Source organism: Synechococcus sp. 65AY6A5, from assembly GCF_002760415.1.
Taxonomy (GTDB): domain Bacteria; phylum Cyanobacteriota; class Cyanobacteriia; order Thermostichales; family Thermostichaceae; genus Thermostichus.
In genome coordinates, this window is the sequence record NZ_AXUW01000001.1 from 538,936 (window position 1) to 562,578 (window position 23,643).

18 protein-coding genes and 1 tRNA gene are annotated in these 23,643 nt (G+C 58.8%); 9 read left to right on the forward strand and 10 right to left on the reverse strand.

Features of this window, described 5'->3' with window-relative positions; translation table 11 throughout:
• Positions 1-16 precede the first annotated feature (16 nt).
• From nifK to SYN65AY6A5_RS02485, 6 genes are all read left to right on the forward strand, one after another.
• Positions 17-1,552, forward strand: coding sequence for a nitrogenase molybdenum-iron protein subunit beta (gene nifK / locus SYN65AY6A5_RS02460; protein WP_011430649.1), 1,536 nt, complete (start codon positions 17-19; stop codon positions 1,550-1,552).
• A 248-nt stretch (positions 1,553-1,800) separates the two neighbouring features.
• Positions 1,801-2,988: a homocitrate synthase gene (gene nifV, locus SYN65AY6A5_RS02465; RefSeq protein ID WP_099883841.1), complete on the forward strand. Its 1,188-nt coding sequence runs from the start codon at positions 1,801-1,803 to the stop codon at positions 2,986-2,988.
• 135 nt (positions 2,989-3,123) lie between these two features.
• The gene (locus SYN65AY6A5_RS02470) at positions 3,124-3,387 is read left to right on the forward strand and encodes a nitrogen fixation protein NifZ (RefSeq protein WP_011430646.1); all 264 of its coding nucleotides are present in this window, start codon (positions 3,124-3,126) and stop codon (positions 3,385-3,387) included.
• Positions 3,384-3,584 carry a putative nitrogen fixation protein NifT gene (gene nifT, locus SYN65AY6A5_RS02475; protein ID WP_011430645.1) on the forward strand — a complete coding sequence of 67 codons (201 nt, stop codon included), beginning with the start codon at positions 3,384-3,386 and terminating at the stop codon, positions 3,582-3,584. Before SYN65AY6A5_RS02470 ends, nifT begins: the two co-directional genes overlap by 4 nt.
• A 184-nt stretch (positions 3,585-3,768) precedes the next feature.
• Complete coding sequence (locus tag SYN65AY6A5_RS02480) at positions 3,769-4,923, forward strand: OFA family MFS transporter (RefSeq protein ID WP_346426183.1); 1,155 nt, start codon at positions 3,769-3,771, stop codon at positions 4,921-4,923.
• 156 nt (positions 4,924-5,079) lie between these two features.
• A tRNA-Leu gene (locus tag SYN65AY6A5_RS02485) sits at positions 5,080-5,163 on the forward strand.
• On the opposite strand, the gene SYN65AY6A5_RS02490 is transcribed toward SYN65AY6A5_RS02485, so the two are convergent.
• Positions 5,164-7,362: a glycosyltransferase 61 family protein gene (locus SYN65AY6A5_RS02490; protein WP_240530969.1), complete on the reverse strand. Its 2,199-nt coding sequence runs from the start codon at positions 7,360-7,362 to the stop codon at positions 5,164-5,166.
• A 193-nt stretch (positions 7,363-7,555) separates the two neighbouring features.
• On the opposite strand from SYN65AY6A5_RS02490, the gene SYN65AY6A5_RS02495 reads away from it, so the two are divergent.
• Positions 7,556-10,252, forward strand: coding sequence for a phycobilisome rod-core linker polypeptide (locus SYN65AY6A5_RS02495; RefSeq protein ID WP_099883843.1), 2,697 nt, complete (start codon positions 7,556-7,558; stop codon positions 10,250-10,252).
• Positions 10,253-10,572: 320 nt separating this feature from the next.
• On the opposite strand, the gene ruvB is transcribed toward SYN65AY6A5_RS02495, so the two are convergent.
• The 5 genes from ruvB to SYN65AY6A5_RS02520 form a co-directional block, all read right to left on the reverse strand.
• Positions 10,573-11,709 carry a Holliday junction branch migration DNA helicase RuvB gene (ruvB, locus tag SYN65AY6A5_RS02500; protein WP_011430641.1) on the reverse strand — a complete coding sequence of 379 codons (1,137 nt, stop codon included), beginning with the start codon at positions 11,707-11,709 and terminating at the stop codon, positions 10,573-10,575.
• Between the two features lie 139 nt (positions 11,710-11,848).
• On the reverse strand, positions 11,849-12,913 hold the full coding sequence (gene psbA, locus SYN65AY6A5_RS02505; RefSeq protein WP_011430640.1) for a photosystem II q(b) protein: 1,065 nt from the start codon (positions 12,911-12,913) through the stop codon (positions 11,849-11,851).
• A 104-nt stretch (positions 12,914-13,017) separates the two neighbouring features.
• Complete coding sequence (locus tag SYN65AY6A5_RS02510; protein ID WP_011430639.1) at positions 13,018-15,573, reverse strand: UPF0182 family protein; 2,556 nt, start codon at positions 15,571-15,573, stop codon at positions 13,018-13,020.
• 4 nt (positions 15,574-15,577) lie between these two features.
• A complete protein-coding gene (locus SYN65AY6A5_RS02515) occupies positions 15,578-16,948 on the reverse strand; it encodes a TIGR03279 family radical SAM protein (protein ID WP_011430638.1) in 1,371 nt (456 codons plus the stop codon).
• A gap of 42 nt (positions 16,949-16,990) precedes the next feature.
• Complete coding sequence (locus tag SYN65AY6A5_RS02520) at positions 16,991-17,278, reverse strand: DUF2103 domain-containing protein (protein WP_011430637.1); 288 nt, start codon at positions 17,276-17,278, stop codon at positions 16,991-16,993.
• 239 nt (positions 17,279-17,517) lie between these two features.
• Here SYN65AY6A5_RS02520 and SYN65AY6A5_RS02525 point away from each other — a divergent pair, with 239 nt between their 5' ends.
• On the forward strand, positions 17,518-18,675 hold the full coding sequence (locus tag SYN65AY6A5_RS02525; protein ID WP_143596968.1) for a hypothetical protein: 1,158 nt from the start codon (positions 17,518-17,520) through the stop codon (positions 18,673-18,675).
• 9 nt (positions 18,676-18,684) lie between these two features.
• On the opposite strand, the gene SYN65AY6A5_RS02530 is transcribed toward SYN65AY6A5_RS02525, so the two are convergent.
• From SYN65AY6A5_RS02530 to upp, 4 genes are all read right to left on the reverse strand, one after another.
• Positions 18,685-19,638, reverse strand: a complete 954-nt coding sequence (locus SYN65AY6A5_RS02530) for a DnaJ domain-containing protein (protein ID WP_099883845.1) — start codon at positions 19,636-19,638, stop codon at positions 18,685-18,687.
• Positions 19,639-19,831: 193 nt separating this feature from the next.
• Positions 19,832-20,533 carry a tetratricopeptide repeat protein gene (locus SYN65AY6A5_RS02535; protein ID WP_240530970.1) on the reverse strand — a complete coding sequence of 234 codons (702 nt, stop codon included), beginning with the start codon at positions 20,531-20,533 and terminating at the stop codon, positions 19,832-19,834.
• Positions 20,526-21,434, reverse strand: a complete 909-nt coding sequence (locus SYN65AY6A5_RS02540; RefSeq protein WP_099813378.1) for an HAD hydrolase family protein — start codon at positions 21,432-21,434, stop codon at positions 20,526-20,528. The genes SYN65AY6A5_RS02535 and SYN65AY6A5_RS02540 overlap by 8 nt, the downstream gene beginning before the upstream one ends.
• Before the next feature lie 306 nt (positions 21,435-21,740).
• A complete protein-coding gene (gene upp / locus SYN65AY6A5_RS02545) occupies positions 21,741-22,424 on the reverse strand; it encodes a uracil phosphoribosyltransferase (RefSeq protein ID WP_099883848.1) in 684 nt (227 codons plus the stop codon).
• Between the two features lie 329 nt (positions 22,425-22,753).
• Between upp and SYN65AY6A5_RS02550 the strand changes: the two genes are divergently transcribed.
• Complete coding sequence (locus SYN65AY6A5_RS02550; protein ID WP_011430631.1) at positions 22,754-23,641, forward strand: hypothetical protein; 888 nt, start codon at positions 22,754-22,756, stop codon at positions 23,639-23,641.
• Positions 23,642-23,643: the final 2 nt, after the last annotated feature.

Below are 23,643 nucleotides of genomic sequence, written 5' to 3' on the forward strand. Positions count from 1 at the left end.
CATTAGGAGACCGACCATGCCGCAAGATATCCAAGACATCAAAGATCATGCCCGCCTGTTTCAAGATCCGGAATATCAGGCGCTTCTGCAGTGCAAGCAAACCTTTGAAGATCTCCCTTCCCCGGAAGAAGTGGCCCGGGTGGCCGAATGGACAAAATCTTGGGAATACCGGGAGAAAAACTTTCAGCGGGAAGCTTTGACGATAAACCCTGCCAAAGCCTGCCAACCCTTGGGGGCCATCTTCGCCGCTGTCGGCTTCGAGGGAACTTTGCCCTTCGTCCATGGATCCCAGGGGTGTGTGGCCTATTTTCGCACCCATCTCACCCGCCACTTTAAGGAGCCCTTTTCGGCGGTCTCCACCTCGATGACGGAAGATGCGGCGGTGTTTGGCGGCCTCAAAAACCTAATCGAGGGACTGGAAAATGCCTACGCCCTCTACAAGCCCAAGATGATCGCCGTGTGCACCACCTGCATGGCGGAGGTGATCGGGGATGACCTGGGGGCCTTCATCACCACGGCCAGAAATGAGGGAGTGATTTCCCGCGACTTCCCGGTGCCCTATGCCCACACGCCAAGCTTTGTGGGATCCCACATCACCGGCTATGACAACATGCTCAAGGCCATTCTCAGCACCCTCACCGAGCCGGTGGGCCGCACGGGTAGCAATGGCTACATCAACGTCATCCCTGGCTTCGATACCTACATGGGCAACTTGCGGGAGATCAAGCGCATCTTCGGCTTATTCGGGATCCCGCTGACCCTGCTGGCGGACAACTCCGACTATTTGGATTCGCCCAACGACGGCACTTTCCACATGTATCCCGGAGGAACCCCTTTGGAGGCGGCTGCCCAATGCCTCAACGCCGAGGCTACTTTTTCCTTCCAGCGCTACACCACGCCCAAGACCCTGGAGTTTCTAGCAGAGGCCTCGGGTCGGCCCACCCTGACGGCGCGGCCAGTGGGTATTCGGGGCACGGATGAGTTTTTGATGCAGCTATCCCAGTTAACGGGCAAGCCCATTCCCGCCGAGCTGGAGATCGAACGGGGCCGGGCGGTGGATGCTTTCACGGACTCCCAAGCGTGGATCCACGGCAAGCGGGTAGCCCTGTATGGGGATCCGGATCTGGTGATGGGCTTGCTCAGCCTGTTGCTGGAGCTGGGAGCGGAGCCGATCCATGTGGTGGTGACCAACAGCAACGAGGAGTTCGAAGCCGAGGCGCGGGCACTGCTGGCCTCCAGTCCCTATGGACAGGGAGCAACCGTCTGGGGGGGCAAGGATCTCTGGCATCTGCGCTCTCTGATGTTCACCGAGCCGGTGGATCTGCTGATCGGCAATTCCTACGGCAAATACCTGTGGCGGGATACGGGCACGCCTTTGGTGCGCATCGGCTACCCCATCTTCGACCGCCACCATCTGCATCGCTATCCCACCTATGGCTATGTGGGGGCGCTCAACCTCCTTAACTGGATTGTCAACACCATTCTGGATGAGGCAGATCGGCGCAGCATCATCCCCGGCAAAACCGATTTTTCCTTCGACTTAATTCGTTAGCTTCCGGAGTAGGGGGATCCCAGAGGCTAGATAGATCTTGTCAAGGATCCCCTGCTCCAAAGACTCCACCCCGCTAAGAGGAACAGCCAAGCCTTACAGGAATCTGATGAATTCTGCCAGAACTTCGGTTGAGCTTTCTACCCTGGACATGATTGCCCTGACGCAACCGGGGTCGCGCCAGCGGTGCGGAGCACCATCGACGGTTACCGATTGCCTAGGCGGGCCGTAGGTCTTGGAGGATGGATCCCATGAATTCCTCTATCACCATCAACGACACCACCCTGCGCGATGGGGAGCAAGCGGCAGGGGTAGCCTTCCAAATCCCCGAGAAAATCTCCATTGCTGCCCTCTTGGATGCCATTGGCGTACCCGAAATTGAGGTGGGGATCCCGGCCATGGGCGCCGTGGAAACGGAAGCCATTCGCGCCATGCTCAGCCTGGGGCTGCGGGCCCACCTGCTGGGGTGGAACCGGGCTGTGCCCAGCGATATCCTCGCCTCTATTCGTTGCGGCCTCAAGCGGATCCACATCTCCGTGCCGGTCTCGGATCGGCAAATGGCCGCTAAGTTCCAAGGGGATCGCCCTCGGCTGCTGCGACAGTTGCGCCAATGCGTGGAGATGGCCTTGGAGCAAGGGCTGTGGGTCTCGGTGGGGGCAGAAGATGCCAGCCGCACCCCCCTGGAGCAGGTGATCGAGTTGGCCCAAATGGCCCAAAGCTGGGGCTGTCGGCGCTTCCGCTACTGCGATACGGTGGGCATTTTGGATCCTTTTAGCACCTACAAGCAGATTCGCCGCCTGGTGCGGGCCATCGATATCCCTGTGGAGATGCATACCCACGACGACCTGGGCATGGCCACTGCCAATGCCTTAGCCGGGATCCGCGCCGGCGCTCAGTCGGTGAACACCACCGTCAACGGCTTGGGGGAACGGGCCGGCAATGCCCCCTTGGAAGAGGTGGTGATGGCTTTGCGCTACACCTTGGGGATCGATGTTGGGGTGGATACCTGCCGTCTGCGGGAGCTGTCTCAACAGGTGGCGCGGGCCAGCGGTGCTCCCCTACCTCCCTGGAAGGCCATCGTCGGTGACAACGCCTTTGCCCACGAGTCGGGCATTCACGCTGCAGGGGTGCTGCGGGATCCCCAGACCTATGAGCCTTTTCCACCAGAAGCCGTGGGCGGCCAGCGGCGGCTGGTGTTGGGCAAACACTCCGGCCGGCATTTGCTGCTCCAGATCCTCAAGGAACACGGGATCCCTGTCGAGCAGATCCCACCTGGCCAACTGGAAAAGCTCCTGGAACAGGTGCGGCAGCACGTCACCCACTGCAAGCATCCGATCCCACCGGCGGAACTGGCCCGTTATTGCCGCGCAACGCTGACGCAATGGGCGCAACACACTCCAGAACCCATCCCAGAGGAGAGCCATCCCGATGTTGTCTAACCGCTTGTCCGGAAAGGAAACTTCCAAATCTCAGGCCATTTTGGCAGCCGTGTCTCGACGGGCGCGCCAAGTAGGCCGCAGCCTAACCCGCCAAGAGCTTTGTCAGGTGCTGGCAGAAATCACAGGAGGTACCCCATGAGCGACGAACTGGAGCTGGATCGCCCTCCCCAATTTGAGCTGGGCGACAAAGTCCGCATCCGTAAGGTCATCCGCAACGATGGCACCTTCTTCGGCCAGCCGGTGGGAAAAATCTTGGCCGTTCCCGGCGACGAAGGTTACGTGATTTCCATTGGCACCTTTCTACAACGGTTTTACGTCTATGCCGTCCACTGCTTGGCCAAAGGCTTGGTGGTGGGGTGCCGTGCCCAAGAGCTGGAACTTGTGGAGAAAGGGCTATGAAAGTCATCCTGCACGAAAGTGCCTACGGGCATTTGATGGTCTACGTTCCCAAAAAAGATCTGGAAGAATCGGTTGTGGCCACCCGTTCAGAGGCCGGGGAAACCATTTTCACCTTGAGCAACGGTTGGGAATTGTCCATCCCGGAGCTGCCGGAGCCTTTGTCTCTGCCCAAGACAGTAGAGGCCAAACGCCTCTAGCCAACGGTTGGCTAAAAATTCTGTTGGCCTATCCCCGAAAGGGCTGAGAGAATGGGTTGAACTCAGCTCCAACAAGCTCTAGATACCCATGAAAAGGGTTGGATTCCCCGTTACTTTGTATGGACAACCGGCCCATATGGGGAGATGGCTTTTCATCCTCCTGGGGCTCCTGGTTCTTCTTTGCTTGGGAACCGTCTATTCCTGGAGCATTTTCCGCAAGCCCCTGGAAACAGAGCTGGGGATTGGGGCCAGTGAGAGCCTGCTGCCCTACACGGTTGCCCTCGTGTTCTACGCTACCCTCATGCCCATCACAGGGTTTGTCATCCCCCGCTGGGGATCCCGCCGAGTACTGGCTCTGGGGGGCAGCTTGGTGGGTTTGGGCTATGGGCTGGCTAGCTTTGCCCCTTCTATTGGGTGGATCACCCTCTGCTATGGGGTGATTGCCGGTAGCGGAGTAGGGGTTGCCTATGGGGTGCCGATGGCCGTGGCAGCCCGTTGGTTTCCCGATTGCAAGGGATTGGCGGTGGGGTCCACCATTGTCGGCTTTGGCCTATCCCCCCTGCTTACCGCTCCTCTAGCCAACCGCTTGATCGAGGCGCTGGGGGTTCGACCTACGCTGCTGATTTTGGGGATCCTCTTCGCGGCAGTGATCCTGGGGATCGCAACCCAACTGAGATTTCCTCCCCCCGATTGGATCCCTTCCTCACCTTTTCCAAGAAAATCCACGAATGGCCCAGATCGCTCTCCGTTGACTTCTCGGCGCTCTCTCCCTCTGCTGAGGAACCCCTCCTTCTATGGCCTGTGGATCTGCTATGCCATCGGCACCCTGGTTGGTTTAAGCGCCATTGGGATTTCTGGTCCTGTGGGGGAAGAGCTGATCGGCCTGGATCCCCCTGCGGCTGCCAACAGCGTGGCTCTCTTCGCCATTTTCAACGGGCTCAGCCGTCCTCTGTTTGGCTGGTTGGCCGATCGATTACATCCCCATCAGGTCACTACGGGCTCCTACGGGCTGATCCTGCTGGCCTGTGGGCTAATGCTCCTGCCTCCTCAGGGATCCCTTCTGGCCTACTGGGTAACTTTTTCCTTGCTTTGGTTTTGCCTGGGGGGGTGGCTGGCCATGGCTCCCGCCCTGACCCTGCGCTTGTTTGATCCCGAACGCTACGCCCAGAACTACGGCATTGTGTTTACCGCCTATGGAGTTGGGGCCTTGGTGGGAACGATGATCGCGGGGCAAATTCGCGATAGGCTGGGCAGCTATAGCTATACCTTTTATGGGATGGCCGCCTTGGCGGTGGTGGGGATCTGGGTGGCCAACGTTTTTTTGAAAGAGAAGTTGTAGGAGCTTCAAGCCAGCGGGCACAGCAGGGATCCCATCAGCAGGGGCAGCAATCCCCTACTTCATACCCTCCACTGCAGGGCTGGGTGAACCAACTTAAAGACTTGCCCCCCCAAGGCAAGCAGTTTGGTAGAGTAGTACGGCTATTGCCGACAGATTGGGATCGTGGCGGAATGGTAGACGCTACGGACTTAAAATCCGTTGTTCCTCAAGAACGTGAGGGTTCGAGTCCCTCCGATCCCATCATCCCTTGATCCCTGTCTGTTCCAGCACCTCCAGCAAGTTCGAGATCCGAACCCAGGCATCTTCTCGATCCAAATCGGGGCTGGAAAGAAGAGCCACCAAAGCCGGATCACAAACAGGTGCTACCAAAGGGAAGTACCTTAACCCTGCCACCTGGGCAATGATCCAAAAATAGGGGAGCACTGCATTGCTGGGCAAGATCTCGATGACGGTGGTGCCGGGTGGACAAAAGGCGAGGTTGGTCAGGCCCGCCCCGTGGATCCCGATCACCGCCTCTGCCCCTTGCATTAGGGCTATTTGCTCTTGAAGAGAAAGGGTTTCCATCGGCACCGGTACAAATCCCCAGGGGCGCAAGCAGGCCAGCACCTCCGCTTCGTTGATCACCCGCCGCCAGCGGGCAGACCGACGGCTGATGTAAATTCGCCGCGGTTGTAAGGGGTCAATGGATAAACTCGGCTGGGCCAGTTGCCGCAGCACCTCCAATCCCCTGGGCGTCAAACACCCCACCGGAGCGCCTGCTGAGGGCACGATCAGGTTTTGGGCTTGCAGATGGGATCCCCCCAACTGCTCAAAGCTGAGGATGCGCTCGGCTGGGATCCCCAAAGCAGCCAAGCTCTGCACCTGAAAGGGCTTTCTTTGATACCCGTGGATCAAGATGGGGATGTCCTTTTCCAGGGCGCCCGACCGCTGCAGGATATCGAGGGCCGGCAGAATATCCACCATCCAGTGAAAGTAATTAACTGCCCCCAAGGGCAAAAGGGCAACGGGGCCATCCAGTGGGATCGGTGGGGGGAGATGGGGCAAGCCCAGCAGGGGGTGGTGTCGCAGGTGATCTGGCCTGTAGTCCCAGTCGAGGAACTCCGGCGGCGGCAAGCTCAGGGATAGATCGGCGAGCAATTCTCCCCGGCGGGTGAGCACCCCGCTGGCAAAGCTGGCGTAGAGGTGGCGGGGGTAGTGGCCCACGTGGACGGATCCTCGGGGGATCTGGGCGACAAAGGTCTCTGCCAAGGGGATGCGCTGCGGGCGCAACTTTTGCAAAATGTCGGGATCAGCGGCAGGGGGCGCTTTTAGACAGAGAACCCCCCCTGGATCCAGCAGTTGGTAGTCCCCTTCGCCCGTGGCCTGATGCCACTGTCGGGTGGTGAGGTAGCCTTGGGTTGGCACTGGCCAGAAGTCAGTTGTAGGGGGAGTGCTCTGGGAAAAGGAGTCTGCTGGAGGGGCAACGCCTTCTGGAGCCCAACGCTGCCGCCAAGCCGAATACAGGAAATCGGGGATCCTCGCAGATCCCTCTCCCCTGCATGCCTGCTCCAGTCCAGATCGCAGAGGGCTTTCTCCGCCGCTGCCCTCGCACCACGCCTGCACCCAATTCCGTTCCGCTGCCACCGCTCGGCAAACCTTCTCCCAAGCGGCCTCAGGGTGAGCCAACCGCACTTCCGCTTCCGCCCAGTAGCTGTAGAGTTGCGCCGTCCCGGTGCCCCGCGCCTCAGCCGCCTGGAAACACCGCACAGCCTGAACTGGATCCCGCAGATCCAGCCACGCCAGGCCCATCTGTACCCAGGGATCCCCCCACTCAGGGCGCAGCCGCGCAGCCTCCTGCAGAGGGGAAATCGCCTCTCGCAAACGGCCCAGCTTCATCAGGGCCAAGCCCCAGCGCCAAAAACTCTCTGCCGCCGTCGGATCCTGCTGGCAAGCCCGCTCAAACCACTCCGCTGCCGCAGCCCACAGCCGGCTCCGCTCTTGGGTCAGGCCAATGCGGTGGGCAGCCAAAGCCTGGCCAGAAGACAGCTCCAGCCCAGAAAGCCCATCCCCCAACTCCAGAAGCTGCCGATACAGAGCTGCTGCCTGCGGCCAATGGCCCTTCTCCCACAGGCTTTCCGCCAAAGCCTGCAAGCTCCTCAGCAGGTGGTAGACGGCCTCGGATTCGGCCACCCCCCCCGCTTGCAGCATCGCCAAGCCCTCTTGCCACACCAGCTGCGCCTCCAGTTCCCGACCCAGCAGGAGATAGGCGGCTCCCAGCTCCCAATACAGCTCTGGAGAGGGGGATCCCTGCTCGAGCTGTTGCTGTAAAACCTGGGTAACGCGTTCGTAATGTCCCTGCTCCCAATCCTCAAGGAGAAAAGCGGAAGACAACAGATGGGAGGGTAGAGCTGGGTTGAGAGCCATGTCTTTGTGGATGAGAAACAGTGTTACAAACTGCAACAACCTCCCCACTCTGGGCCCGTGCCCCTAGTATTCTAGGCTTGGCTTCCCCCTCAGGGATCGGGCATCGATCCTTCTCAGCTCAGAGAGGGATGCTCCTCCAGTCGTGGGTCAGCCTCTTCACCCCCTTCGATGGCACTGTCCTCGGCCTTTGTCGGCAGTTTTTTCGATCAAAACGGAGTTTAAAAGATCGATGGGTATCAACGTATCCGCTGGCGCAGTCGTTTCCAACCCCCGTCTCTACCAAACCGTGCCTGTATCGACCATCTCCCAGGCGGAACAGCAGGATCGCTATCTGGGACGCACCGAGCTGGATCGCCTCGAGGACTTTTTCTCCAGCGGCCTGAAACGGCTAGAGATTGCCGAGGTCATTGCGGCCAATTCGGAAATCATCGTCAGCCGGGCAGCCAACCGCATCTTCACAGGGGGCTCGCCCATGGCCTATCTGGAGCGGCCAGAAGCGACCCAAGACGAGAAAGAAGCCTTCAAGCTGGGTACTGCCTTCTACGTGGAATCCACCGGCGGATTCATTGAGGCCATCCGCAACATCTTCAGCGCCAGCGGTGTGGAGATTCCCCCCAATTTCCGCCCCATCAACATCTCCCGCTACGGAGCTGCCAACATGCGCAAATCGCTGCGGGATCTAAGCTGGTTCCTGCGCTATGTCACCTACGCCCTGGTGGCCGGGGATCCCAGCATCATCGCCGTCAACACCCGCGGCCTGCGGGAGATCATCGAAAACGCCTGCTCCGCCGAGGCCACCATTGTCGCCATTCAAGAGATGAAGCGGGCAGCGGCTGGCTACTTCCGCAAAGATGCCGAAGCAGTTGCCATCATCAACCAATACTTCGATGTTTTGCTGAGCGAGTTCATCGCTCCCGCCCCTTCCGACAAGCTGCGGCAGCGCAACGCCAGCACCGCCGACGGCCTGCCCCTGCAAGGGCTGCAGCTACCCCAGGTTTACAACTTGGCTGCCGAGAAAGTTCCCGTTTTTGCCATGAAGCCGGGGCTGTCCAACGCCGAGAAGGAAGAAGTCATCAAGGCCGCCTACCGGCAGGTGTTTGAGCGGGACATCCGCCGTGCCTATGGCCTTAAGCTGGCCGACCTGGAGTCGAAGGTCAAAAACGGCGAGATCTCCATGAAGGAGTTTATCCGCCGCCTGGGCAAATCCGAACTCTACCGCAAGCAGTTCTACGAGCCCTACATCAACAGCCGCGTTGTGGAGCTGGCCTTCCGCCACTTCCTGGGACGGGCACCAGAGACCCGTGAAGAGGTGCAGACCTACTTTGCCATCGTCTCCAGCAAGGGCCTGGCCGGCCTGGTGGACGCCCTGGTGGACAGCCGCGAGTACGGGGACTACTTCGGCGAGGAGACGGTGCCCTACCTGCGCAAGCTGGGGATAGAAGCCCAAACCAGCGCCAACTGGGGAGCCAAGTTCGACCTCTACACCTACGCTGCCCCGCGCCGCAAGGTGCCCCAGTTCATTACCCTCTTTGCCCGCTACAACCGGCCTCTGCCGGATCAGCATGCCTATGGCTCCGGCAACGACCCGCTGGAGATCCAATTTGGGGCCATCTTCCCCAAGGAAACCCGTTCCCTCAGCGCCCGCCCCGCCCCCTTCAACAAGGATGTCAAGCGCATCCTCATCCGGCGCGGCTTTGCCCTCACCAACGCCCGCACCAATCCCAAGGCAGTGGGGGATCCCGGTAGCCTTGGCCCCAAAGTCTTCAAGCTCACCCAAACTCCCGGCGATCGCAGCCGGCGGCTAGGGGTGCGGGCGGGGATTGTTGGCAGCGAAGTCTCGACGCAAGCGGTGATCCGCGCCTGCTACCAGCAGGTGTACGGTTACATGCCCTACGAAGGCCAACGGCTGACCCGCTGGGAGATCAAGCTGGAGTCGGGGGAAATTCCTGTCAAAGAGTTTATTCGCCAACTGGCCAAGTCGGATCTCTTCCGCAACAAGTACTGGTCCAGCTTGTATGTCTGCAAAGCCATCGAGTTTATCCACCGCAAGCTGCTGGGCCGACCCACCTACGGGCGCCAGGAGATGAACCGCCTATTTGACATCGCCTCCAAGAAAGGGTTCTACGCCGTCGTGGACGCCATCCTCGACAGCGAGGAGTACCAGCAGGTCTTCGGGGAAGATATCGTGCCCTATGAGCGCTACCTCACCCCCGGCGGCCTGGCGCTGCGGCGGATGCGCCCCGGCTCCACCGACATGGCTGTTGCAACCAAGCCCATTCGCACCGACGACGACATCCCTCTCTTTGTCAAGTTGGGTCAGCCTCGGGATATGCCTTCCGGCGAGCTGGAAATCCAGCGGCGGGCCCAGCAGGGGGTGCCCAAGGTACGCCAAGAGATCCCTGTCTTCAAGCTCACCAGCCTGGCCAACAAAGCGGAAGTCAACAACCTCATCCGCGCCGCCTACCGGCAGGTCTTCGAGCGGGATATGGACATCTACAACATCAGCGCCGAGCTCAGCTCTGCCGAGTCCAAGCTGCGCAACGGCGAGATCACCGTCAAGGAGTTCGTCGAGGCGCTGGGGTGCTCGGAACTGTACCGCTCCGAGTTCTACGCTCCCTATCCCAATACCAAGGTGATCGAGCTGGGCACCAAGCACTTCCTGGGCCGCGCACCCCTAAACCAGCAGGAGATCCGCAAGTACAACCAGATCTTGGCCACCCAGGGGGTGAAAGCCTTTGTGCGCGCCCTGCTGAACACCCAGGAGTATCGGGATCTCTTCGGCGAGGACACGGTGCCCTATCGCCGCTTCCCCACCTTGCCGGCGGCCAACTTCCCCAACACGCAGGAGCTGTACGGTCGCCTTACCAAGCAAAACCGCGAGCTGGTGGTGCCCAGCTTCAGCCCTGTGGGCAATGACCGCAGCTAGATATGGAGCTGATACATTCACGCTGAACTCTCCTGAACATGGTTCAGGAAAGAAGCGATCGCATCCTGCCTATCTCTGAGCAGGAAGGCGGTATCCCGCAAAGCCCTGAGGAATACCCCCCGAGCGCTTTCCCCCTTCACTTCCCGGCAACCGTTGCGGTGGACTCAAGGATCAGGGGGAAACTTGGTCTACTATATCCCTCTCAATGACTTTTGCCAAACCGCCTAAAGCTCAGTAAATTCAGCAAAGTTCAGGGTTTTGGGGGTTAGAGGCATGCTCTCAACCCCTTCTCTCCTTTTGTGGGAGAGGGAAAAGACAAATTAGCTCCACAAAGGCAGAGGAGACTGGGCTTCATAGCCCAGATGCCGTAGCGCAGCAGGGGTAACCACTCGACCCCGGGGCGTGCGCTGCAGGTAGCCGATCTGCAGCAGATAAGGCTCATACACTTCTTCAATGGTTTGGGGATCCTCACCCGTCACCGCGGCCATCGTCTCCAAGCCCACTGGCCCTCCACCGAACTGCTCCACCAGCACCGTCAGCAGCTTGCGATCGATCCAATCCAAACCCATGGGATCCACCTGGAACAGCTCCAGAGCGGCTGCTGCCACTTCTTGGCTAATGTGGCCATCCCCTCGCACCTGGGCGTAATCTCGCACCCGCTTGAACAGGCGGTTGGCAATGCGGGGCGTGCCCCGAGAACGGCGGGCGATCTCTGCAGCCCCTTCTGGATCGGTGGAGACATTTAAGAGGCGAGCTGTGCGCAGCACGATCTGCACCAGCTCGTGAGGCTCGTAAAAGCGCAGCCGTTGCACATGGCCAAAGCGATCCCGCAGCGGAGAAGTGAGGGCGCCAATGCGGGTTGTGGCCCCGATGAGGGTAAAGCGTTCCAAGGGCAGAGAGGTGATGCGAGCAGAGCGACCTTTGCCAATGGTGATATCAAGACGAAAATCCTCCATCGCCGGATAGAGCAATTCTTCTGTAACCTTGGGCAGGCGGTGGATCTCGTCAATAAACAACACATCCCCCCGCTTCAAGCGCACCAAATACCCGGCAATGTCGCGGGGGCTCTCCAAAGCCGGCGCGGTGGTCATGTAGAACTGGGATCCCATTTCTGCCGCCAGCACTGCTGCCACCGTGGTTTTGCCTAGACCAGGAGGGCCGTAGAACAGCAGGTGATCCAGAGGCTCTTGGCGAGCGCGGGCCGCCGCAATGGCAATGGAGAGCACTTCTTTAAGTTCCGTCTGGCCAATATATTCCGCTAGGGTGCGCGGGCGCAGAGATTCTTCCTGGGCTTCGCCAGGGTGGGCTTGCGGCTGCAACAGGGCAGAGGGATCCGCTCCCCTTTCCCCAGCAAAGCTCAACTCTCTGCCTTCTTTTCTCCAGGCTGAAGACTTTTGCTGCCGCCGCTTGGGGCCCTCAGCGTTCTGGCCTGTATCCCGAGAAGAAATGATTGCCATATCCCTAAGTCACAGAGGCAATGGCCCCAATTTAACTCTGGAAAAGCTCTGGGAAAGATCACCCCAGCAAAGAGAACAAAAAATCCCCCAGACCAAGCCGGGGGATCCACCAATGCTGTTGAAGCGTCAGGTCAGGCCATCAGCCACGCACCGCAGGCGCTACCTCCACCGCCGCCAGGTCCAGCGGGAAGTTGTGCGCATTCCGCTCGTGCATCACTTCCATCCCCAGGTTGGCACGGTTGAGCACATCCGCCCACGTCCCAACCACGCGACCGTTGCTGTCCACAATCGACTGGTTGAAGTTGAACCCGTTCAGGTTGAACGCCATGATGCTGATCCCCAGCGCCGTAAACCAAATCCCAATCACCGGCCACGCCGCCAGGAAAAAGTGCAGGCTCCGGCTGTTGTTGAACGACGCATATTGGAAAATCAACCGGCCAAAATACCCGTGCGCCGCCACGATGTTGTAGGTCTCTTCCTCTTGCCCAAACTTGTAACCCAAGTTCTGCGACTCCTCCTCCGAAGTCTCACGAATCAGGCTCGAGGTCACCAACGACCCGTGCATCGCACTAAACAGCGCACCCCCAAACACGCCGGCCACGCCCAGCTGGTGGAACGGGTGCATCAAAATGTTGTGCTCCGCTTGGAACACCAACATGAAGTTGAACGTCCCCGAAATCCCCAGCGGCATCCCGTCCGAAAACGAGCCTTGCCCAATCGGGTAAATCAAAAACACGGCCGTCGCCGCCGCCACCGGCGCCGAGTAAGCCACCGCAATCCAGGGACGCATCCCCAAGCGGTAGCTCAGCTCCCACTCCCGGCCCATGTAGCAGAACACCCCAATCAAAAAGTGCAGCACAATCAGCTGGTAGGGGCCGCCGTTGTACAGCCACTCGTCCAAAGAAGCGGCTTCCCAAATCGGGTAAAAGTGCAGGCCAATCGCAGCCGAAGAAGGCACCACCGCGCCGGTGATGATGTTGTTGCCATACAGCAACGAACCCGAAACTGGCTCGCGAATCCCGTCGATGTCCACCGGGGGAGCACCAATGAAGGCAATGATGAAGCAGGTGGTGGCAGTCAGCAGGGTGGGAATCATCAGCACCCCGAACCAACCGATGTAGAGGCGGTTGTCGGTGGAGGTGACCCACTCGCAAAACTGCTCCCACACGTTGCTGGTTGAGCGACGTTGGATAACAGTGGTCATGATGGCAAACTTCCCTGAGGAAGCGCGAAGATTGACAACCTAACCTTAAATCATCCGTTAAGTTCTGTCAACTACCCTTAGAAATCTGAGAAGGGATCCCGGCCTCAGCGGTTGGAGCGGCGGCTGCCGGTGGGGGAGAAGAGGGCTTCCAGAGCCTGGCTGAGGGTGGGCTCCATCACCACCCGGTCTTCGTAGGCAGCGATGACCCGGGTGAGCTGGGGCAGGCGGCCCTGTTCTGCCTCCAGGTAGAGGGGCTGGATGTAGAGAAGCGAGGTCTCGATGGGGATGACCAGCAGGGTGCCCAGGTTCACCCGCGACCCGTGTTCGTTCCAGAGGGCGATTTGCTCGGAAATGGCCGGATCCTGGTTGACCCGCGCCTCTACTTGCTCTGGGCCGTAGATGAGGCGCTGCTTGGAAAACTCGTACACCAGCAGCTTGCCGTAGTTTTCCCCATCGCAGCGGGCCGCCATCCAGGCCACCATGTTTTGTTTGTTGAGGGGGGTGAAGGGAGAAAGCAAGACAAACTCGGGCTGGTTTGGGGATCCCTTTTGGGGATCCTCTGGCAAGGTGAGGATGAGGTACTGGGGCTGCATGGGCAGGCGCCGCCGCTTGCGGAACTGGTTGGGGATCTGCCACTGGTCTTCCCGGTTGTAGAAAACACGGGGATCCGTCATGTGGTAAGTGGCAAATTGCTGCACCTGCACCCGGAAGAGATCTTGGGGGTAGCGGATGTGCTGCCGCAGCGGCTCCGGCATGGCCTCTAGCGGCTTGAACAGGGTGGGGTAGATGCGGGCGTAGGCTTGGATGAGGGGATCCCGAGGGTCGGCAATGTACCAGTCGATGCTGCCGTTGTAGGCGTCCAGCACCGCCTTGACAGAGTTGCGGATGTAGTTGAAGGGGAAGCCGGGCAGATGCTCCGAGTAGGGGTAGCGGCTGCTGGTGGTGTAGGCATCGAAAAACCAGTAGAGCCTGCCCCCTTGAATTACCAGGTAGGGATCCTGGTCGTAGAGCAAAAAGGGCATCACCTGGCGCACCCGTTCCCGGATTTGGCGGCGATAGAGGAAGCGGGTGCTGGGGGAGAGCTCGCGGCTGAGAAGGATGCGCAGATCCCGGAAGTGCCAGGCGTAGAGAAGCCGTTGCCAGAGGTGGGGGATGGGCACGCCGCCCGTGCCGCGGTAGCTGCTGTAGACATAGCGATCGGCAGCGGGATAGTCCAGCTCACGCGCCTCGGCCCCCACGAACACGTCGGTGGTGGTCAGCTCGCTGTAGTAGAGGGCCGGCTGCTCCACCCGCAGCACCTGCGCCACCTCTGGATAGCGGGGGGAAACCCGCGGTGGGATATCCGATAGGAAAAAGTCCGGCAGCCCCTCAGCAGTAACCACGTTGACTGGGCTGAGGGTGAGGCCATAGCCGTGGGTGTAGAAAAAGCGCCGGTTAACCCAAGTTTGGGCAGCCGGTGGTACCTGGGCAAAGTCCAGCTCGCGCGCTGCATGCATCACTTGGCGCAGCTCTCCCCCGATGCGGTAGCGATCCACATCCACATAGGGAAATTGGTAGTAAGGGCGGATCTCCTGCAGTTGGCGATAGGTGGCCAAGAGGGGTTCTGTATCCCAAAGACGCACGTTGCGCAGGGTGGATTGATTTTGCTGCAGGATCTCCCAGGTCAGGGATCCCTCTTCTGGGAAGGGCTTGACCTCCACCTCGGCCAGGCCAAAGCCGGCGCGAGTAAAACGGATGTTGTGCTCGATGTAGGGGCGCTCCAGCTCCAGCTCGTTGGGCGTGACCAAAAGGGTTTGCAGCAGTTGCGGGTAAAGCCGGGTGGTCAGCAGCCCAAACCCCAGGTAGGCCCCCCAGAGCAGGGCCGGCGCCAGCAGGGAACTGGCCCAGGCAGGGCACCAAGACTTGAACAAGGGAAGGTTGAATCGGATCCCCTGGCGGGCCAAAGCCCAGAAGCCAACTGCTGTCAGGAAAGCCACCCCGCTCATCAACGTGGTAGCTGGCAAAGTGGCGTGCACATCGGCAAAGCCGGCGCCAAAGACGACGCCGCGGGTGGAATAGAGCAGCTCGTAGCGCTCCAGCCAATGGCCCCAGGCACGAAGCAAAAACAGAGCTCCCCCCAAGATCAGCAGGTGCCGTTGGGCAAATAAAGACAGAGCCAGCGTCAGCCGCTGCTCCGATAGCCCCAGCTCCACTAGGTAAATAAGCGCCACCGTGATCAAAGTGAGCAGCACTAGGTTGAAGCACCACTGCTGCAGCGTCTCCCAGAAGGGCAGGCCGAAAAGAAAAAAGCCCAGGTCGCGACCGAAGATTGGATCGGACTCGCCGACAGGGACTTGGTGCAACCAGAGCAGCAGCGCGAACCAGTGCTGAGAAAGAGACCAGGCCAAGCCGCCGCTCAACCCCAGGGCAATGGCCCAGGCCCCGGCTGTGCTTGCCCCCCGCCAGCAGGCGCGGATGTTGGATCCCACCACCGCCAGGGCAAAGGCAAAGGCGCCCAGGCCCAGCCCCCAGCGAGCCAGCACCCGCGTCCAGAGCACCGGCAGGGCATTCAGCTCGGCAAACCAGGCCAGATCGACATAGAAAGAGGCCAAAGCTGTGATGGCCAGGATCCCCAGCCCCGCCCAAAGCAAGAGAACCAACCCTCGCTGTAGCCGCTGCATAGCCTCACAGCGTCCCGCTCGAGGTCGCCCTTGATCCTAGCCGCTGCACCGCCTGCAGCAAGCCCGCCGGGCCCCCATCCACCCGCATCACCGGGATCCCCACTTGGGCCTGCAACTCTTGCCAGGTGAGATCGTCCAAAAAGCGCTCCCCATCCTTGAGGGCGATCTGGGGCAAAAGCAGGCCGTCGTAACTTGCCAAGTTTTCAACCGATTTCAAAGCGCCCAGAATGTCTTGCCCCGTCAACAGTCCGGTTACCGTCAGGGTTTGTCCCCAGAATTGGCTGGCAATGGGCAGAAGATGCAACTGCAACCTGGGGATGCTGTTCATCCGCTCCACCACCGGCTGGAAGGCTCGCTCCACTGCGTTGCCCACCACCCAGAGAACTTTGAGAGGAGAAGGGATCCCAGTCGGCAGCCGCACCTGCTCAAACTCGCTCAAGAACAGGCGCAGGGATCCCACTCCATTCCCCAGTTGGGGGTAATCTTCATAGTGCTCTGCCGGCGGCAATTCTCGATTTGCCAGCAAGTACCACTCGTCGGCCAGCCAGGCAAAGGTGGACCCCAATTCTTGCCGAAACTGCGCCTGCAGCGCTTCTACCTGCGCAATCACCTCCGCTGCCTTGGCGGCATCCACCGGGATCAGCTCGTCATTGGGGGGGCGGAAGCGGGTCAGCCCCACCGGTACCACCGCCACCGAGAGGACGGTTGGGATCCCTTCGACAGGTTGGCGAAAAGCGGCCAGATCCAAGAGCGTGCGGGTGAGGTGCTCTCCATCGTTCCAGCCCGGGCAGACCACCACCTGGGCATGCACTTGCAGGCGGTGTTGGCGAAACCAGGCCAACTGCTCCAGGATCAGACCGGCGCGCGGGTTTTTGAGCAGGCGGCTGCGCAGCTCCGGCTCCGTGGCATGAACCGAGACATAGAGGGGGGAAAGGCGCAGGCGGGCGATGCGATCCCATTCGGCAGCGGTCAAGTTGGTAAGGGTGAGGTAGCTGCCGTAGAGAAAGCTGAGGCGGTAGTCGTCGTCTTTAAGGTGCAGCGTTGCCCGCATTTCAGGGGGCTGTTGGTCGATGAAGCAAAAGGGGCAGGCGTTGGTGCATTGGATGAGGCCATCGAACAAAGCCGTCTCAAACTCCAGCCCCAGATCTTCATCGATGTCTTTTTCCAGCTCGACGATGCGCCGGATCCCTTGGCTGTCCAGGATCTCCAGGCAGAGATATTCATCGGCACACAAGAAGCGATAGTCAATGAGATCGCGGGGCTTCTCGCCGTTGATGCTCACCAGGGCCTCCCCTGGCCGAATGCCCACCTTTGCCGCCAGGGATCCGGGCACCACAGCGCTAATGCGGGCGGGCTTGAGGCTAGCACGGGACATGGCGCGCCCAAAGCAGGACTGCGTTGCCAAGAAAACCCCAATCTACTCCAAGCAGCGGCGAATCGCTGCTTCCAGCTCCAACTGGCTGAGGTCGGTAACCACGAAGACCTCTTGCACGCTGCTGCCCTTGCGGGCCACCAACTTGTAGCCCCCTCGAATGGGCACGGAAACCCGCAACTGCAACTGCGGGATCCGCCCGCGACTGCAAGACAGAGCACCTGGCGTTACGGTTTTAATGCCAGGTTGTCGAGTCAGGCGCTCCAGAACAGGGATCAGCCCGGAAATGTGGGTGGAGTGGTTCCAAACCAGACGACCGGCAGGCTCAGACATGGCGGCAACGCAACAGCGAGGAGGGCTAGATCTCTATGCTAGGCTCTTGCCCCTGTAACTGAGAATAAACCTTGGCGAACTCTCCAAGTACAAGTATTTTCAGAAGGTTTTCTCTATGCTAGTTTGACGGCAGCAAACGCAGGGAGCTCCTGACTCATGGTTGCCGAGCAAGTCATCCTCGAGATCCCCGAAGCCATCCTGAAAGGCCTGCAGAATGGAACCTACGAGGCGTAGGCGGCGTGGTGCGAGAAGTGGCCTCTAAGCGGGTGGTGGCCTGGCTGAGAGAAACTGGAGGCTTGACACTCGCAGATAGCATTAGCAATTGCATCCCGGCAGTGGACATAGTCAACGGGATTATTGCCAACATTCAGTTGAGGCAGATCAACCTAAGACTAATTGACACTAGAGGTAAACTAAACACTGTCTTAGGCTTAACCAAATTCAATGCTGCTATTGGTCTAACTAACTTGGGTTTGTCTGCCGTAGACTTTGCAGTCGTTACCTCTAAACTCAATCAAATCGATTCTCGAATCCAAAGTCTTCAAGCATCCGTAGAAAGTCTTCGAGAATCCATAGATAGATCGCTTCTTGCCAAAGCTAAGTCTGCTATCGACGTTGCAGAAATAGCTTTGAAGATGTCTTCTTCGACCAACAGGAAGCGATTGGTAACCGAGGTCATTCAGCCTCTGCTTGAGGCTGAGCACTATTATCTAGCTGCGTGGGATTCCAATTGGAACAAGAACGACGGCATTTTGGCTTGCGAGTACATCTTAATCCTATCTTTAGTCTATGTTACAGAGATTGAATGCTACCTAGAGATGGAGGAGCATGAGATAGCTCTGAAACGCCTGGCGGAGGCAGAGGAGATTCTAAGACCTCGTATTAGAAAGTATGTCGAGCTTTTGTTGACCACGAAACCTTCAGTATATCTTCACAAGGCTTACCAAGAAGGAGTTAGCCTATCAAGCGTCGTGGAGATTCTCAAGTATGTAAAGGGTGAATCGGATGTGGATAAGCTGTTTGACAAATATATACGACCAGATATTTTCAGCGCACAAAGCATTGAATCCTATTTTGATAGTATGCCGACAAGATCTAAGAATGCTATCCTTGCCCTCATTGCCCCACGTTTGATTGATCCAAGCTGGTGGACAGTCTTGGATCGCATAGTTTGGGATCCTCCTCGGAGAGAAGCTATCATCAGTCGAGCAAATCAGGTTATAGCGGCTGCCCAGTCCATGATCGAATTGGACAGGAGACTGGAAGGCTACAGATACGAAATCACTGAAATGACTCGGCTTGGCCTCAGCTACCAAGAGTGGCAAAGTCTGGTTTTGCCGCCAAAAAACTCGTCTGAGGATCCAGACCCCAAAGTTTTACTGCTCCTGCCGGCTTAGGAAGCAGGATCAATGGGGGTAGAATCCGCCGCCCAAACTAAACAAGACGGCTAATATGCCAATACCGACAGCGATCCCAGCTGCTAGTTTCAGATCCTCCTTTAGCTTTTCAGCGTCGGCTCTTTCCTTTATCGCTGTCAACAGGAAGAGTTGATCCTCTCCGCTAAGCCCGCTTATAAACTCAGGGGATAAAGACTCAAGGGGGAGACTCTTAAAGTAGTCGATCCTGCTCCTGCAGTAAAGCGTCAGTTGAGAGAGCTCTGAGCTTTTTTCTTTCTCGCGCAGTTCTATTTCTGACTTTGCCCTTTCTTGGAGACTTTTGGCTTTTTCCACTTGCTCTTTACTATACCCAGATTCGAAAAATGCCGACCAAGCGGATACCAAAGCAATGAGTACGAGTATAGCACCAATCCATCCCCAGCCTCCTAAGAAAGCCAACAAGCCCAAAAACAAAAAGACAAAGCAGCTCTGTATGTTTTCGTCTCTAGTAAGGAAGGTATAGTCAACTCTGGCATCCTCTTCCTTAATGCCGATTAAAATAAGGTTTCTCTTTAGCTCTGACTTCACTTGCTCTATTTTCTGGTTATAGTTGGTTTCAATCCTTCGCCTCCGCAGCTCTATCTCCTCGGCAGCTTTCTGTATCTTGTCAGGGTCAAACGGCCAAGTGCTGCCGTCTTGTGTGCTGTAGCTTGGTTTGGCTTTTAGACCTAGATCACGTTCGTTTCCTTTCGTTTGGGAAAGCCTCTGGGAATCGTAGGCTTTCCGCTTTACGGGATCACTCAGCACTGAATAGGCTTCTTGAAGGGACTTAAATTTTTCTTCGATGTACCGTCGGGCCTTTTCCGGTGTACCGGGAGGAAGCCGATCGGGATGATACTCTTTGGCAAGCCGCCTGTAGCTCTCTTTGATTTCTTCAGAGGTCGCGTCGGGCTTTACCTCCAGCTCGCTATAGAAATCTTTCATGAAGGGATCCCGCCTCTGCTGCCTTGCTAGCAGGATTCTACTGCTGCTCCTGCAAGCTTGAAAAGTGCTGTTTAATACCAGCCTTTTTTTATGCCCTAAGTGTCAAGCGCGCTGGGGAAAGCTCCACTCCCAGTAGCTCTCGGGGGGGGTTAGCTCTCCTTCCTAAGCTGTAGCTGTCTGGGCCCGGTTTGGACTAGTCCAACTCCCGCCGACGTAGCCGTTGCAAGGCCGAGAGAGGCTTCTCCTCTTCTGGCTGCTTTTTCGAGGCGGCTGCCCGTGGAGTGGTTGTCTTGTCCCTTTCGGGCTCGAGCGCAGGCTTGGCTGCTTCTGGCTCAGCGGCTGGAGGGCGAGGCGGGTTGCTGGCCTGCTGGTTGGGCAAGGGCACCGACTCCAGGGGGGCCAGCAGGGACTGGATGTAGCTGTAGGTTTCGGGATTGCTGCGGGCAGCATGGGCCAAGAGGGTAAGCTGCTCCTTGGCCGCTACCAGGTTCCCTAACTTAAGATCCACCAGAGCCAATTGGTAGCGTGCCTTAAAGCTAGTGGGATCCACTTCTACGGCACGTTGGAAGGCAGCTCGCGCCTCTGGGAGGTTGCCCTGGCGGGCGTAGATCAGGCCAAGGTTAAAAGGCACGTCGGGATCCCGCTCGCTGGGGAGAACTTTGGTTTTGTCTTCCAGCTCAAGGGCGGCCCGGTAGGCGTTGATGGCTAGGGTGTGAAAGCCCATCTGCAGGTAGCGGGCTGCATCTTCCTTGAGTTGGGCCACTGTCGGCTCCCCGGTGAGCAGATTCATAGGCGGCTGGGCAGAGGCAGGCAGTCCTAGCGCCAAACTCAGCAGGCATCCCACCACACGCAGGCCCAAGGGAGCAGTCCGTCCACCGGTTTGTTGCTTATTCATCCCCATGATCGGTTTCCTCCAGCCACCTCAACACCACTTCGTTCCACCCCTCAGGACCGGGGAGCCGGGCCAGTTGCCACTGGGTCTGAACCTCTGGCCCGCCGAGGCGAACGGCCTCCTTCCAGAGGCTATCCGCAATTGGGCTGGGAAGCACTACTTTCCGCTCCACCCACCGCAAAAAAGCCAAATCTGGGGGGGAGCAGCCGATGCCCAAGGCCCTGACAGGGCCCAAATGCCGCTGGTAGCAATCCAGGAGCAGCCGCACCGCCTGTTCTCCCGGTAGGGAACTGGGCTCTGAGGTTAAGGTTGTCCGCCTCCAGCCGGTCAAATACCACCGCGAGGGGTCGGAGAAGTGGAGCTGGTGCAGCCGTAACAAGTGCTGGGTGAGGGTGGCCTCTTGTTGGGCAAGGGCTTCTCGCAGCCTTGCTGGATCCCCGGAATAGCTGAAAATCTCGCTATATTCCCGCTTTTGCACCCGTTCTGCTTCCTCCAAAGGGATCCCAGTGGCGGCAGCTAGCTCCGAGGCTGTCCAATCCCCGAACCCGATGAGATCCAAGTGGTAATCTTGGCGCACCTGTTGCAAAATGTGGCGCAAGCAGGGGTAGGGCAATCCCAGGGCACATACGTAGTAGGGAGGGCGGTGTTGCCAGCGCTCGTCCAAAATGCCTGCGGGAAAGTAATGTTCGGGAACGTAAATAGCGGAGCCGTCCTCGCAGATGAAGGGATGCTCCAGGCGCAGTTGTCGACACAGATGTTCCAGTTGGGCGCGGGTACGCAGGCTGTAGAGCACTAAGGGAATGGAGCGGCGCTCCAAAGCCGCCAAAGCTTGTCGGGCAGCGCCATAGCTGTTGGACTGGGGATCTAAGAGGCTGCCATCCAAACTGCTGAGGACAAGTCGCATAAGCCCAGGAAAGGAAAAGGCGCTGGCAGCAGTCAATTAGCCAGATCAAACGGCCTCTAGCCCGAGGAGCGCAAGCCGGATCCCTGAGGCGGGCTTGGGGCTCAAGCGGCCAGCATTCCCATCATCCAACAGCCTTGACAGAAGTGAAGAGGTTTAATTCAACGTGCCCTTCTTGGCCACCTTCTGGAGGAGTGAAGCACCCAGAGCGGCATTGGGGCAATTGATGCCAAATGTTACACTCTGCTGCCGTGCCCAGCCGATACTAGCGGCAGAGCAAGCCTCTTGACTCGCGATTCCTTTGAGGGATCAGGTGCCGAAAGCGCGATCCCCAGCATCCCCCAGCCCGGGCAGGATAAACCCCCGGTCATTTAGCCGCTCGTCGATCATGGCGCAGAAAATTTGCACCATCGGGTAATGGGATCCCAGCCGCTGCAGCCCCGGCAGAGCAGCCAAGACGCTCACAATTCTCACTAAGCTGGGATCCGCTCCCCGTTTTTTCAGCTCGTCCAAGATCCAGAGCAAGGTGCCGCCAGTAGCCAACATCGGCTCAGGGATGAGAATGCGCATCTGCTCCGGGATCCGCTCCGGCAGGCGATTGAGGTAACAACTCACCTGCAGCGTCTTTTCGTCCCGCACCAGGCCCACATGAAAAATCCGTGCCTGGGGCAAGAGGGACTGACAGCCTTCCAGCAGGGCCAGCCCAGCCCGCAAAATAGGCACGATGGCCAGCGGCGTGTTGGGGGCGATAACTTCTGCTGCAGCAGGTTCCAGAGGAGTTTGCACCTGCACCGCCTGAGTTGGGATCCAATCCCGCATCGCCTCGTAGGTCAGCCAGCGGCCCAGCTCCGATAGAGCACTGCGAAACAAGGGCGTGGGGGTTTCCACGTCGCGAGCCACAGCTAACCAGTGCTTAATGAGCGGGTGAGAGGGGACATAGACTCGAAGCTGCTGACTTGCCACAGAAGGATGCCTCAATCTGGGCGGTAGCATAGCGGGTTGCTTTGGCAGAAAGCAAGCACTTCCCTCGAGGTAATGGGTACCCCTTCAGAATTGGTTGACCTGCCCCCTGCCTTAAAGGATAGGGATTCCTAGTTTTGGGTTCTACGAGCGCACTTAGCTAGCCAGTGGCTAGTCCCTAATTCACCATGCCGGCAGTGAGGCATCTCTCCCCAAGCGTAGGCGCTCCGCGCTGCTGAAGCGAACGCCCGATTGGTTCAGGATGCGTTGCCATGCTTTGCCGTTACAGCACAGGGCAAAGCTGGAGCTGGGTCTGCGGATCCGGTAGATCTGGATCACGAGATTTTTTCTGAGGATCGCCCATGTCTGCCGTCCGGTTTCAGCCGTTGCGGGTGGCCTTCACCTGTGCGGATCCCAGCCAAGCGCAAATGCCTGTTGCCGAGTTGCTGGCGGCTCTGCCGGCCTCGCCGCTTCTAGCCTACACCGACCCAGAAGCAGCGGACTTGCGGGTAGAGATGCTGCCAGATGCCATCTACCACTTCTACCGACGGGAGGAAGAGGTGGCGCTGGCAGCCTTTCGGATCCCGGTAAAAAAGCCACAGGCTCTGCCCCGCAAGCTGGTGCGGCTGCTGGAACATGTGGCCGCCTTCGACAACCTCCTCAACCTGCAACCTGCCAGCGATGCTCTGAGCAGTGTTCTGGAAGTAGAGTTTCTGCAACTGGAAACGCCGGCCAGTGGCTCTAGCCCTGCTGAAGTTAGCCCTTTGCCGCGGGATCCCCAAGGCCAGGTGCAAATTCAAGCAGGCCGCAACCTCGCCATCGCCCTGCGCAACAGGGCCCTTACGCCGGTGCACGTCTATGTAACAGTCTTTGACGAACGGCAGTGCAGCGTCGGTTTAGTCTATCCCTACCAGCCGGACTCTCCTGCCCGCCTGCGCCCCAGCGAAAGCGTATTAGTTGGCTCTGGCCCTCGCTATCTGCTCCAGATGCAACTGCCCGAAGACACAGAAACGGCGGTGGATCGCTTCAAAATCTGGGTCACCAGTACCGGCATGCAGCCGGGCATTATGGCAATGCCCCCTCTAGGACAAAGGCTGGAGCCCCCCTCTGACGATCCCTATGGCTCCGGATCCCGTCTGGATAGAGAAGTCAGGCTGGCCATTCTGGGCAAGGCGGGCAGCACGCCCATGCCAGCTTTTGCCGAGGATCCCTGGTGGTGTATGGAGCAGGCTGTCAAGGTGGTAGCTTAGAC